The sequence below is a fragment of the Rhodococcus erythropolis R138 genome (genome assembly GCF_000696675.2).
Lineage (GTDB): Bacteria > Actinomycetota > Actinomycetes > Mycobacteriales > Mycobacteriaceae > Rhodococcus_F > Rhodococcus_F erythropolis.
Genome location: NZ_CP007255.1, coordinates 1166042 through 1178903, shown reverse-complemented (window position 1 = coordinate 1178903; position 12862 = coordinate 1166042). Strand labels below are relative to the sequence as shown.

Below are 12862 nucleotides of genomic sequence, written 5' to 3'. Positions count from 1 at the left end.
GTGCGATGGACTACTCACAGAACTTCCGCACCCTTTCGTCGCAGGTACTTCAGAGCCGATTCGGCCGCGTTGTACCCGCACATTCCATGTGCTCCGGCACCCGGCGGGGTCGAGGCCGAGCACAGGTAAGTGCCCGCGATCCCCGTGCTGTACGGATCGACTGCGACGCGCGGACGCAAGACAACCTGCAGTTCGGTGTTGGCACCTCCGATGATGTCGCCGCCTACCTGATTCGGATTGTCTTGTGCCAGGTCAGCTGTACCACTGCTCGATGTCGCGACGATCTGATCCCGGAATCCTGGCGCAAACCTCTCGATCTGACGAATGATCGCCTCTGTAGCGTCGCCGGCATATCCGTGTGGCACGTGCGCATAGGCGTACAGCGGATGAACGTTCCCGGCGGATCGGGTGGGATCAGCCAGGTATTGCTGACCGAGGAGCACGAACGGCCGGTCCGGCATGCGGCCTGAATTCGTCTCACGCTCAGCGGCCACGATTTCGTCGAAACCACCTGCCAGATGGACAGTTCCGGCCCGAGCGCAATCCGGATTGGTCCACGGCACATGACCTTCGATCGCAAAATCGAGCTTGAACGCTCCGGGAGCCTGCTTGAACTTTCGATAGGCTCTCGCCACTCGGCCAGGGAGTCGATCGCCCAGTATTTCGAGCGCACCCCCCGGATTGACATCCAGCAGAACAACATCGGCGTCCGGAATCTCGGAGGCCGTGCGAACCCGAATGCCGGTGTCGATCTTGCCTCCGTGATCGAGGAGCATCGCGGCCATGGCGTCGGTGATCGAACGCGAACCTCCCTCGGCAACCGGCCAACCGTAGCGGTGACCAGCAGCAGTGATCATCAATCCCACCGCCGAGGTGGCCGGACGGTTGAGTGGATAGAAGGCGTGCGCGGCAACCCCGCCGAACAGCGCCTTCCCTTTGTCGGTCTTCCACAACTTCGCGGTCACGGTTGCCGGAAGCAGCGCTCGCGGACCGAAAGCTGCGAGCCGCAGCGGATGCCGCGGGCCATTGACGATCGGGCGCATCAGGTCGGACGCCAATGCATCGAATCCCGTCGACAAGTCACCGAACATCCGTTGCCATCGAGGTCCGTCCGCGCCGAGTCCCGCCGCCGTCTGCTCCAGCGAGCGGTACAGAACACCGGCGTCCCCGTTGTCGAGCGGATGCGCGCAGTCCACCTCTGCCCATCTCCAGATCAGCCCGTATCGCTCGAGGTCCAGCTTGGACAGGTACGGCGAGCCGATACCCATCGGGTGAAATGCCGAGCAGTGATCGTGAATCAACCCCGGCACGTCGATCGGACCGGAGCGGGTGCCTCCGCCGATCTGGTCGGCGGCCTCGAGCACCTGCACGTCCACACCGCTACGTGCGAGGTGTACCGCGGCAGCGAGCCCATTGGGCCCGCTACCGACGACTACGGCCTTTGTCACTTACTCACCTCTTGCTCGCTACCGCTGACCCTCGTACGCATCTTCGGTTCGGAGACCACCTGCGGATCTGTTGCCGCGCGGTCGGCCCGTACGTCCAGTGTCCACTGAACGTCGAACGGAATGGGCCCGTTCGGCAACCACGGTTGTTCGGCAACTGCGTCGGCGACCTTGAAAGTACCTCGTTCGATGACGCCGAGAGCTGCGTCGATCACCTGGTACTCCTGCGTTCCCTTGTGGATGGGCTGCGATTCGATCCAGGTCACCAGGAACTCGCCGGGCGCGAAATTGCAGCGACGCTGAATGGCGGCAATCAACTTCGCGTCGTGCAGGTGCCCGTCACCGAAGTTGAAGGCGACGATGGAGTTGCACATGAACTCGGCTTCCCGCAGCGAGTACGTGTTGATGTCGTCGCCGAGGTGCCTGATCATCAGTGAGAACAGTGCACGCCCCTGGCTGTGCATGGAACGCCAACCCAACAGCTGATGCAGAACTACATCGGACACATCTTCGGGGTACATCGTCATCAACTGATTACGCGTATCCGGCGACGGACGCTTGATGTACTGGTCGATCTTTGCTTCGGCGCCTGGCGCGAATGCCCACGTCGCGGATGCCCAGTTGCCGGCGTACTGACGCATCGACGGCAGGAACGACACCAGATCGGGTCGAAGGTTTCCGAGAATGGGGAAGAAGGCAAGGGCTGCAATAATTCCCGCTGTGATCCAGGGTGAAGACATGGCGCCGAGGCCGTAGCCGTCCCACGCCGGGAAGCCCAGGAACAGGAAGACCGAGGCGTAAGCGAACAGAAGATTCCATTCCAGCGGAACGGCCAGCGGGAAGGTCGACGCGATGAAGAGATGGAATCCGACCATGAGGATCACGGCGAGGATGGTGAGTGTCTTGTTCGTCGAGAACAGCAGTATCAACGGAGTGACGATTTCGACCATCGTTCCGGCCACGTGTGCGACCCCGCCGCCGAGGTGCGAGGGCCGCAGATCCTCCGGGAAATTCCGGTAGTGCGCACGCTTGATCTTCTTCGACGGGATCCACGGCGTATTGCTGAGCATCGGGGGGACCACCAGCGAGAAGTGACGGCCGAACTTCGAGACACCGGCACCGATCCACACCATGACGATCAGCAGTTTGAGCGCCAGAATCATGTCGACGAAGGGCAGGAACGTGAAGAAGAAGATCGCCGGCAGGTACTGCTCACTACGGGCAGCGATGAAGGGCACCTTGTCCCGCAACCCGAGAATCACCACGAGCACGAGGAAGGAGTACAAGACCGTCGGGCGTACCAGTCCGGCATTGTCGGCGATTGCCGAATCGATTCCTGCGGTGTGAACGCCGGGAAGAACCGCGGCAACAAGAAGATTGGCGACTACGGCGACGTAGATGAAGACGTCGAACACCGTGCGGGTGTCACCCGAGGTGAGCGGCACCTTGCCCGGCCACGGTGGAAGGCGAATCGTGCCGGGGCGGATCCAGTAGAGAACTCCACCGGTCATCGGTTTGAAGTGGCCGGCCAATGGACCCCAAGACCCTGCCAGGCCCAGGATTTCGAGCATCATCGTCCAGATGATGAGTTTCTGGTAGACGATCGGCTGGTTCCACCATGATCCGATGTCGAACCACGAGAGGCCGGAAGTCAAAGTGGCAACGGCTGTTCCAGCTGCCAGGTAGAGGAAGAACAGTTTCATGATGTAGACGGTGTGGACCATCTTCGGTGTACCGAAGCCGTAATCCACCCAGTGCGTGGACATGTCACGCAGACGCTCGAGAAACGGCTTGTCCATGAAGGTTGCCGGATCGACGGGAGGGAAGTTTCCTTCTTTGAATCCCATGATGTGCTCCTGAAATACGGAATGTGGGCATGACGGATCGACTCGACGCACGTCGTCGAGTTGTGCTGGTATTACGGGGAAGGGACTAGTGAGCGGGAGTTGCGCTCAAAGCTCGTCTCATTCCGGGTTTGTCGATCTTGCCCACCGGGTTTCGGGGAAGCGTATCGACGACGTAGATCGCCACTGGCACCTTTACTCGGGTGAGCAAGGCCGTGACATGTTCGAGCAGTTCGCCTTCGGTGACGGGCGCGTCGGGGTAGGCAACGACATAGGCAACTGGCACCTCTCCGTAGACCTGGTGCGGAGCGCCGATGACGGCGGCCTCGAGCACGGAAGGATGTGTGGCGAGCGAATTTTCGATCTCCTTGGGGTAGATGTTCTCGCCCCCACGGATGATCATGTCCTTGATGCGATCGACCAGGGTCAGGTAGCCGTCTTCGTCGAGGACCCCGACGTCGCCGGTATGCAACCAACCATCCTTGACGGTCTTCGCGGTCTCCTCCGGCTTGCCCAGATAGCCACGCATCACGTTGCCGCCCTTGATGACCACCTCTCCGGCAGTTCCGACGGGAGCAAAGGTTCCGTCCTCGGCAAGAATGGCAATCTGCTGGCCGGGCAACGCCGGGCCGACCGTACCCAGTTTGCGCAGGCCCTCCACAGGATTACAGGCCGACGCACAGGTCCCCTCGGTGAGTCCGTAACCCTCCACGATCACGAAACCGAAACGCTGCTCCGCGCGTTCGAGGAGTTCCTTGCTGATCGGCGCCGCACCGCACACGGCAAACCTCAAGGACGACGTGTTGATCGAGGCGTCTTCCGGCTGCGAGGTCAGCATCGCGTAGATTGCCGGCACCGCCGAGAAATACGTGGGGCGAAGCCGCGCAACGTCGTCGAAGAATCTCGAAACCGAGAACTTCCCGGTGACACTCACCTGTCCGCCGACACGCAAGGGCGTCAGGACGCTGACGCAGATCGCGTTGACATGGAACAACGGCAGAATCAGCAGGCAGTGATCCGCGCCGGTAACACCGATGTTCTTGCCCATCGACGAAGCCATGAACTGCAGGTTGGAATGCGTGAGCATCACTCCCTTGGGCCGTCCAGTGGAGCCGCTGGTGTAGATGAGCAACGCCAGATCGTCTGCTGCAACATCGATTCCGGGTCGGGGATCGGTCGGCGGCACTGTCGCCAGATCGTCGACGACCAACACCGCACGGCCGCCCGAGGGCGCATCGGCAGTAGCGGTGATGACCAACTCGGCCCCGGAGTCCGCGATCTGGTAATCCGCTTCGTTCGCGGTGAACATCGGATTGATGGGTGTAGCTGCAGCACCGATGCGCCAGGCAGCCATGATCGCGATCAGCAACTCGACGCGATTGGGCAGCATGATCGCCACCACGTCACCGAGTCCGATTCCGAGTCCGGCCAATTGCGCGGCAACAGCTTCCGTACGATCTGCGAACTCTTCATACGTGAGTTCGACGTGGTCGTCCCGCAGGCACGGCTTCTTCCCGTACTTCTCCGCAAGATCCCAAGCCAGATATCCGATGTCCGCCACGAGAGTCAGCACCTTTCATTCGTGTGTGACTCAAAACACTATCGGCGTCCTGTGGCCGAAGAAACGGTCTCAGGGGATCAACTTATCCAGGTTCTTTGTTCCCTGAGCACAACACCGTACGTGCGGTGCCATCAGCTCGAAGGCTGATGCAACACCTCGTGAGCGCGTCGGGTCACCACCTCGGAGATCCGGCGCAAGACGGGTGACGACAGTTTCCACTGCTGCCAGTACAGCGGAACGTCGTCCACGAAGTCCGGATCGAATCCGATCAACAACCCGCCGCGATCGTCCTCGCCGCACTGCAGGTCCGGTATCAACCCCCACCCGTATCCCCGCCTGACGGCGTCCGCGAAGTCTGCCGATGACGGAACAAGATGGCGAGGCGGATCTGCCGGATGGCCGACCTTTTGATCGAGGTACCGATCCTGCAGCAGATCCTTGCGATTGAACACCACCAGCGGCGCCTCCGAAAGAGATTCGGCCGTAACACCATCTGCGAACCAGCGACGGCAGAACTCTGCGCTCGCCATCGGCCGATACCGCATGTTGCCCAACCGACTGGAGGTACACCCTTGAATCGGTGACGCAACAGACGTGACAGCAGCCATGACCGAACCGTCGCGCAGCAGTTCGGTGGTGTGGTCTTGATCGTCGAGATGAAAATCGAAACTGACTTCTTGCGTGAACTCCGCGAGGGCCCTGAGAACCCAAGTGGACAGCGAATCGGCATTGACCGCGATCGAGACGCGGGCGAAGGTGTTCGAACCGTTTTCCAAACCGAGTTCTCGCACGGTGTCACGCGACAGTGCGTCTATCTGACGGGCAAGACGCAGGACTTCCCTCCCGGAATCGGTGACCTGGATGGGTTTGGTGCGCTGCACCAGGATCCGGCCAACCGACGTCTCGAGAGCTTTGATTCGTTGGCTGACCGCCGAAGGCGTGATGTGTAGCTTCCGCGCCGCCGCCTCGAAGGTTCCCTCGTCGACCGCGGCGTGCAATGCCCTCAGTTGCTCGAAATCCAACATAATCTGAAGCTACTCTGATGTGTCCTAAGAATCATTAGCTGGACTGAATGAAATCTGCGCGGCAGGCTCGACAACATGCTCAGCACCAACGACCCTGCGTCGGCCCTCGTCGGTTTCGGAATCGGACTGTCATTGATCGTCGCAATCGGCGCCCAGAATGCGTTTGTTCTTCGCCAAGGTCTGACGCGATCGCACGTACTCCCGATCGTCGCAGTGTGCGCGTTGTCAGACGCAATTCTGATCCTTGCAGGCATCAGCGGAATCGGGACCCTCCTCGAACACGCACCGTCGCTGATCACGTTCGTTCGTATCGCCGGTGCGGTCTTCCTCCTCAGCTATGCAATCTTCGCCGCCAAGCGGGCGCTTCGACCCCAGACGCTGGCACCGGATCAGCACGGCAACGGTTCGAGGCTGACCGCCGTCACGATGGCATTGGCCCTCACCTGGCTCAATCCACACGTTTACCTCGACACCGTGGTGCTCATGGGTTCAATTGCCAACGGTCGCGGCGAAATCGGACGTTGGTGGTTTGCGGCCGGTGCCATCACCGCGAGTGTGGTCTGGTTCAGCGCCCTCGGTTACGGCGCACGCCTGCTGACGCCGCTTTTTGCGAAACCCAACGCCTGGCGGATTCTCGACGCTCTGATCGCCGTGATGATGGCGGTTCTCGGAATCAGTCTGCTTGTCGAATTGTGACTCGGCTGCACAACCTCGATCCGACACTGCGGGTATCGGGATGGGTTACCGTCCAAGGTGAGGAAGCTCAATTCACTGTCGCGAGTTGTGACCATCAGGTAGGGCTGATCACGATGACCGAGGACGACGGCGGCACCGAACCGCGTGACTCCAACCGCGGACTGAGTTTGCTGTGTCTACTCGCTGCGGTCGCGGGCGTCGGGGTCGGATTTGTCGGCGGTGCATTCCGCTGGTGTCTGATCAGGGCCGACGAACTCCGTCGGACGATCGTGAACTGGGCGCATCACGTTCCGTACGTCGGGTGGCTCGTGCCCGTCGTCCTGGTGGCCTTGTGCACCGTGCTGGCCGTACTGATCGTCAGACGAGTACCCCTCGCAAAGGGAAGCGGCATCCAGCACGTCGAGGCGGTGTCCCGCGGCGAAGCGAAGCCGCCGGGAATCAATCTCGTGCCTGCCAGATTCATCGGCGGCCTCTTGGCGATCGGCTCCGGCCTGGTTCTCGGCCGCGAGGGCCCCACCGTACACATGGGTGCGGCGATCGGGGCAGAAGCGGGACGGCGGGCCCGCCTTGCCGAACCGGACGTCGCCATGCTGCAAACATCCACGGCCGGAGCAGGACTCGCCGTCGCGTTCAACGCACCGATCGCCGGGGCACTGTTCGTCTGCGAGGAGGTGACGCACTCATTTCGGCTGCGCACCGTGCTGCCAACACTTTTCGGTGTTTCGGTCGCGGTGGGCTGTGCACGACTTGTCATCGGTGACCAACCCGATTTCGAGGTCGGCACCGTCCCGACGCCTCAACTCGCACTCTTGCCACTGTTTGTCGTCTTCGGAATCCTCACGGGGCTACTCGGTATCGCCTACAACCGCTTGATTCTGGGTCTACTCGACGCCGTTGCACGACTCGACAGGATCCCGCCGACTGTCATCGGCGCAACGATCGGCGCCACCATCGGCCTGACGCTGTTCCTCGACCCGCTGGCCAGTGGGGGCGGCGACGTTCTTGCACAGATGATCGTCGGCGGAAGGACCTTCGTACTGCCGATCCTGCTGCTGTACTTGGCGGTTCGGTTCTTCACTGGCCCGCTCTCGTATGCCGCTGGAACTCCCGGCGGACTGTTCGCTCCCCTACTCGCACTCGGCGCACTCTGGGGGTCGATCTTCACCGGACTGTCGAGCTTCGTGCCCGGAGTGGACGCCGGGCTCACGGTCACCATGGCCACCATCGGCATGGCTGCCTTCTTCGGCGCTGTAGTGCGCGCACCGTTCACCGGCATCGTGATCGTGGTCGAGATGACAGCGGTGACGTCGACGCTAATTCCGATGCTCGCTGCCACTGCGGCAGCGGTATTCGTCGCCACCGCGGCAGGGTCGGCACCTATCTACGACAGTCTCCGAGAACGGATGTTGGAAACTCGACACCCACCTCTGCGATGATCACGATCGACATCGTGCCCGACCAATGCGTAGGCAGAGGAGCATTCATGACCCCACAAAGTCTTCACCGAGATAGGTGCGTCGGGTAGCGTCCGGGACCTACCGTCGACCGTTGAATCACTGCGAAACGAACCCATCGACGGCGACGGCATCGAAGTTCACAACTTGACCGGTCGAATCATCGCCGACGGATACGTCCTGACACAGTGGGATTCACTCCGTGGCGTGCGTCGAGCGCGGCGCACATCCCTGTGGCGCCGCACCCCCGATCGGATGGCAACTGGTACACCATCAAGGCACCCCGCTCTACTGATTACGCACCGCAAATCTGCGACAGCTGTCTAGATCAAGGGCGTTCCGACGTAGTTCTCGGCGATCAGCGTTCGTCCGGCGACCGAACGCGTGACCATGTCCAACTCGGCCAATTGACGGCGATGCCCGAAACCGCTGTCGTCCGGCAAGCGATGGAGCATCGACGACATCCACCACGAGAAGTGCTGCGTCCGCCACACACGCGGCAGCACCGTTTCGGTGTACCCGTCCAACATCTTTCGGTCGGACGCGGTGAAGAAACTGTCCATTGCCTTCGCCAGAGCGTAAACGTCGGCGATCGCGAGATTCATACCCTTCGCACCGGTCGGCGGCACGGTGTGCGCCGCATCGCCGGCAAGAAACAGGTTGCCGTGCTGCATCGGTTCACAAACGAAGCTGCGGAACTGAAGGATCGATTTCTGAAAGATCCTGCCGTCCTTGATCTCTGCGCCCTCGCCGTCGACGCGCATGTGCAGCTCGTCCCAGATTCTATCGTCGGACCAGTTGTCCACGGAGTCGTCCGGATCGACCTGAAGATAATGACGCTGCACCTCGGGCGTCCGCGTGCTGATCAGTGCAAACCCACGCTCATGGTTGGCGTAGATCAATTCTTCCGATGACGGCGGAGCCTCGGCCAGGATGCCGAACCACGCGAAGGGATACTGGCGGAAATGATCCGTTCGGATCGACGGTTCGGGAATCAGCTTTCGCGTTTGCGTACGTGATCCGTCGCAACCGGCCACCAGGGCGCACTCGAGCTTCTGGTCGTTTCCGTCCGAGTCGACAAAAGTGATGCTCGGGCGATCCGACTCGTGATCGTGCACTTTCGCGTCGGACACTCCGAACCGAATGTCCCCGCCGTCAGCGAGACGTCGCGCGATCAGATCCTTGAGCACCTCGTGCTGCGGATACACCGTGACGGCGCGCCCGTCGGTCAATTCGTCGAACGCAATTCGGTGCCCTCGCCCGCCGAATCGCAGCTCGATTCCGTGATGTTCGAGGCCCTCCCGCTTCAGTCGATCACCGAGTCCGGTCTCGACCATGAGATCAACCGTGTTCTGTTCGAGCACGCCGGCACGAATGGTGCCTTCTACCTCTTCACGGGTGCGACATTCCAGGACTACCGAATCGATTCCCTTCAGATGCAACAGATGCGAGAGCATCAACCCGGCGGGACCACCACCGACGATTCCGACCTGGGTGCGCGAAGAAGACATACAGAGAACTCCTGAGGTAAGTGACGATTGAGACCACCATCGACCACGATCACTCCCCTGAACAGCTGTAATTTCACTCAGTGAAAGACCGAATACGAGCTATCCAAGTCCACCGCCACCAAGCCCGCGTGAAATTCCACGGGCGGCCGCGACCAAGGCCGGCAGCAATGGAGCCGGATCCTGCTCCACCGGAACAACTGTCGAGACCGCTGCGACGACATTGCCGCCGGCTTCGCGGACCGGAGCGGCGACGGCAAGGGTTCCGACGTTCAGATACTCACGGCAGACGACAAATCCGGTGCGTCTGATCTCGTCGAGAGTTGCTCGCAAAATCCGCTCGGACGTAATGGTTTTGGGAGTGAACGACTCGAGACCGGCATGGAGGACGTCGTCGAGAAGTTCGGTTCCGCCGTGTGCGAGGAGAATCAGTCCACCGCTGGACGCATGCAACGGCAATCTTCCCCCGGCGCGACCGACAACGGTGACAGCGCTACGCGAGGACAAGCGCTCGAGGTACAGAGCCTCGGTACCCTCACGAACGACCAACTGCACATTCTCCCGGGTGACCTCGTACAGGTCCTCGAGGAACGGCAACGCCACCTGCCGCAGGCCGTGAGCGCCGGGAGCAAGAGCGCCGATCTCCCACAACCGCACTCCGACCTGGTACTTGCCGTCACTCCGACGCTCGAGTGCGCCCTCAGCCACCAACTGCCCACACAGCCGATGAACGGTGGGCAGAGGTAAACCGCTGCGACGACTGATCTCCGACTGCGTCAACCGCGGCGATTTCGCGTCGAAGGCACCGAGCACGATAAATGCCCGGCCGATCAACGAACGGTCGCCTGATGCCATTCACACAGTGTGACAGGGCAGTGCCACTAAGAATCCACTGTGACTGACATCAGGCGAAACGTGTTCAGGCGGTGCGGAGCTACGCGGAGTGCGCCAATTCCGGTTCGCGTTCGGTCACCGGCGGCGCGGCCTCGATCTTCATCGGTTCCTGCGCGTAGTGGAAGTGCGGACGACGGTGACCGATGAACGAACCGAACCACGACATCACAGCGACGTACCGGTTGCGGAAGCCCACCAGATACATCACGTGCACGGCCAGCCACATGAACCAGGCGATCGTGCCCTTGAACTCGACCTTGCGGACGCGACATACAGCGCTGAATCGGCTGATGATCGACATGCTGCCCTTGTCGAAGTACTTGAAAGGCGTTCCGGCCTTGACCTTTCCGTTCACAGTCTTCGCGGCGTGACGGCCACCCTGCATTGCAACGGGCGACTGACCCGGCAGACCGTTCAGCGAAGTCATGTCGCCGATGGCAAAGACGTTGGCAAACCCGCCGACGGTCAAGTCCGGATTGATGAGCAGACGACCTGCGCGGTCACTCTCACAACCGGTTGCCTCTCCGAGCACTGCGGCGAAGTCGTTGGCGCGTACACCGGCCGACCAGATGACGGTCTCGGCGTCGATGCGCTTCTCTTCCTTGGTCTTTGCCGAAGAGACGGTGACACCATGCTCGTCGATGGCGGTGACCATGGTGTTGAGGACTACCTCGACACCCGACTTCTCGAGCGAGGCCTGCGTGTACTCACTGAGCTTGCCGCCGAAGGCCGGAAGCGCAACGCCGGCGCCCTCGACCATGGTGACCGTGACCTCGTCGGCACTGATGTTGTTGATGGCCTTCGCAAAGTAGCGACGCGCCAGTTCCTTGATCTGTCCGGCGAGCTCGACGCCGGTCGCGCCGGCACCCACGACAACGAAGCTCAGCAGGTTACGGCGAACCAGCGCGTCGTTGGTGGTGTGCGCTTCCTCGAAGCAACGCAGGATCTGCTTACGCAGTACCTCGGCGTCCTCAACTGTCTTGAGCTTGTAGGTGACCTTTTCGAACTCGTCATGACCGAAGTACGCCTGCGTGGCACCGGTGGCTGCGATGAGCGAGCGGTACCCGAGCGTGTGGCGGGTGCCCGAGGCTTCGTAGACGACGGTGTTCTCTTCGGCGTTGACCTCGACGACGCGGCCGAGGCGGACGTCGGCGTTGGGGTACTTCTGCAGGATCGTGCGGATGGGCGGAGCAACTTCGCCGGCCGACAGGACACCCGTCGCCACCTGGTAGAGCAACGGCTGGAAGAGGTGCTCGGTGGTGGCGGAGATGAGAACGAACGGCGTCTTGGACTTCGCGAGGGTCTTGGCCGCGGCGAGGGCTCCGAATCCCGAACCGACGATCACAACCTGAGTCTTCTCGTGTCCAGTCGCGTCGATGTCGGCGCGACCCGCAGCTGTTCTATCCACAACGAACTCCTCAACCAAATTGAAAGTATGACTATTACGGTATGGACTGATCATGGGTCGGGTCCAGCTAGCTGGAGTATTCGCAAGACTGTTATCTCGATTGCTCATAAGTAAGCTGTCCTCATGGACTTCCGCCAACTCAAGTACTTTCTCGTCGTGAGCGAGGAACTGAGCTTCAGTCGCGCTGCCGAACGCTGCTTCATCTCGCAGTCGGCGATCAGCCATCAGGTCGCACGACTGGAGAAGGAGCTCGGGGCGACACTCTTCGAGCGCTCGACCCGGGCGGTTCGCCTGGCCCCGGCAGGATCGCGACTGGTGCCCATCGCGCAGCAAGTCCTCAGTCTCGAAACGATGGCGTACTCCGTCGCACGAGACCCGAGAGCCCGGATCCGAATCACCGGAAACATGAGCTTTGCCGCTCAGACGCTGGACGCCATCGCACACGTGCGCGAACTTCATCCGGACCTGGACGTCGAGTTCGTCATCAAGAGCTTTGCCCACCGCATGGATGCTGTGGCCTCCGGTGACGCGGACATCGCCCTGATTCGCGGCGGCGTCGACCGCCCCGGACTCGAACCCTTGGACCTCGGCGTCGAAGATCTGCTGGTCGTCATGTCGAGCCGACACCCCCTAGCCGGCCAGCAAAGCGTCGACCTCAATGATCTGGCCGCATATCCCCTGCTCCTGCCGCCGCGCCAAAGTCAGGTGCTCATTCACAAAGTCGTCGAGGACGCATTCCGCGAGATCGATCGACGCGTCCAACTGGGCCCCGCAATTCCGAGCGATCACACAGCCACGCTGGACGTGATCACCAACCCGCGCGCCTGGACCCTGCTCTATTCGATCACCGCAGGCGAATCTCCACGCGCCGGAATCAGCTTCATGCGAGAATCGCACGGCCGCTTGCGAATTCCCGTCTCGGGAGTGACCCGCAGCGGCGCTACCCACTCCGCCGAGTTCGCCGATCTGATCCAAGCACTCAAGGACGCCATGAATCCGTCTTTCACTGAGTGAAAGTGTGATGGCG

Annotated in this window: 10 protein-coding genes; 3 read left to right on the top strand and 7 right to left on the bottom strand. The window is 61.3% G+C overall.

All coding sequences use genetic code 11. The features are described 5' to 3' along the window. Window positions 1-14: 14 nt before the first annotated feature. From H351_RS05365 to H351_RS05350, 4 genes are all read right to left on the bottom strand, one after another. Window positions 15-1448, bottom strand: coding sequence for a phytoene desaturase family protein (locus H351_RS05365; RefSeq protein WP_029256524.1), 1434 nt, complete (start codon window positions 1446-1448; stop codon window positions 15-17). Beyond that, on the bottom strand, window positions 1445-3292 hold the full coding sequence (locus H351_RS05360) for a DUF3556 domain-containing protein (protein WP_029256525.1): 1848 nt from the start codon (window positions 3290-3292) through the stop codon (window positions 1445-1447). Before H351_RS05360 ends, H351_RS05365 begins: the two co-directional genes overlap by 4 nt. Before the next feature lie 85 nt (window positions 3293-3377). Next, window positions 3378-4850 carry a class I adenylate-forming enzyme family protein gene (locus tag H351_RS05355; RefSeq protein ID WP_029256526.1) on the bottom strand — a complete coding sequence of 491 codons (1473 nt, stop codon included), beginning with the start codon at window positions 4848-4850 and terminating at the stop codon, window positions 3378-3380. Between the two features lie 131 nt (window positions 4851-4981). After that, window positions 4982-5875: a LysR family transcriptional regulator ArgP gene (locus H351_RS05350; RefSeq protein WP_029256527.1), complete on the bottom strand. Its 894-nt coding sequence runs from the start codon at window positions 5873-5875 to the stop codon at window positions 4982-4984. A gap of 75 nt (window positions 5876-5950) precedes the next feature. Between H351_RS05350 and H351_RS05345 the strand changes: the two genes are divergently transcribed. Continuing rightward, window positions 5951-6571, top strand: a complete 621-nt coding sequence (locus H351_RS05345) for a LysE/ArgO family amino acid transporter (protein WP_029256528.1) — start codon at window positions 5951-5953, stop codon at window positions 6569-6571. 113 nt (window positions 6572-6684) lie between these two features. Next, the gene (locus tag H351_RS05340) at window positions 6685-8007 is read left to right on the top strand and encodes a ClC family H(+)/Cl(-) exchange transporter (protein ID WP_029256529.1); all 1323 of its coding nucleotides are present in this window, start codon (window positions 6685-6687) and stop codon (window positions 8005-8007) included. Window positions 8008-8348: 341 nt separating this feature from the next. Here H351_RS05340 and H351_RS05335 read toward each other — a convergent pair whose 3' ends face one another. From H351_RS05335 to H351_RS05325, 3 genes are all read right to left on the bottom strand, one after another. Beyond that, window positions 8349-9536, bottom strand: coding sequence for a 4-hydroxybenzoate 3-monooxygenase (locus H351_RS05335; protein ID WP_029256530.1), 1188 nt, complete (start codon window positions 9534-9536; stop codon window positions 8349-8351). Window positions 9537-9635: 99 nt separating this feature from the next. Continuing rightward, window positions 9636-10388, bottom strand: a complete 753-nt coding sequence (locus tag H351_RS05330; RefSeq protein ID WP_029256531.1) for an IclR family transcriptional regulator — start codon at window positions 10386-10388, stop codon at window positions 9636-9638. A gap of 79 nt (window positions 10389-10467) precedes the next feature. Next, window positions 10468-11835: an NAD(P)/FAD-dependent oxidoreductase gene (locus H351_RS05325; protein WP_019745793.1), complete on the bottom strand. Its 1368-nt coding sequence runs from the start codon at window positions 11833-11835 to the stop codon at window positions 10468-10470. Between the two features lie 123 nt (window positions 11836-11958). Between H351_RS05325 and H351_RS05320 the strand changes: the two genes are divergently transcribed. Beyond that, a complete protein-coding gene (locus tag H351_RS05320) occupies window positions 11959-12849 on the top strand; it encodes a LysR family transcriptional regulator (protein WP_019745794.1) in 891 nt (296 codons plus the stop codon). Window positions 12850-12862: the final 13 nt, after the last annotated feature.

Bases quoted from the DNA above. Each gene is read 5' to 3' on its own strand.
- H351_RS05345 (WP_029256528.1), top strand. From the start codon at position 5,951: ATGCTCAGCACCAACGACCCTGCGTCGGCCCTCGTCGGTTTCGGAATC.
- H351_RS05320 (WP_019745794.1), top strand. From the start codon at position 11,959: ATGGACTTCCGCCAACTCAAGTACTTTCTCGTCGTGAGCGAGGAACTG.
- H351_RS05340 (WP_029256529.1), top strand. From the start codon at position 6,685: ATGACCGAGGACGACGGCGGCACCGAACCGCGTGACTCCAACCGCGGA.
- H351_RS05335 (WP_029256530.1), bottom strand. From the start codon at position 9,536: ATGTCTTCTTCGCGCACCCAGGTCGGAATCGTCGGTGGTGGTCCCGCC.
- H351_RS05330 (WP_029256531.1), bottom strand. From the start codon at position 10,388: ATGGCATCAGGCGACCGTTCGTTGATCGGCCGGGCATTTATCGTGCTC.
- H351_RS05360 (WP_029256525.1), bottom strand. From the start codon at position 3,292: ATGGGATTCAAAGAAGGAAACTTCCCTCCCGTCGATCCGGCAACCTTC.
- H351_RS05350 (WP_029256527.1), bottom strand. From the start codon at position 5,875: ATGTTGGATTTCGAGCAACTGAGGGCATTGCACGCCGCGGTCGACGAG.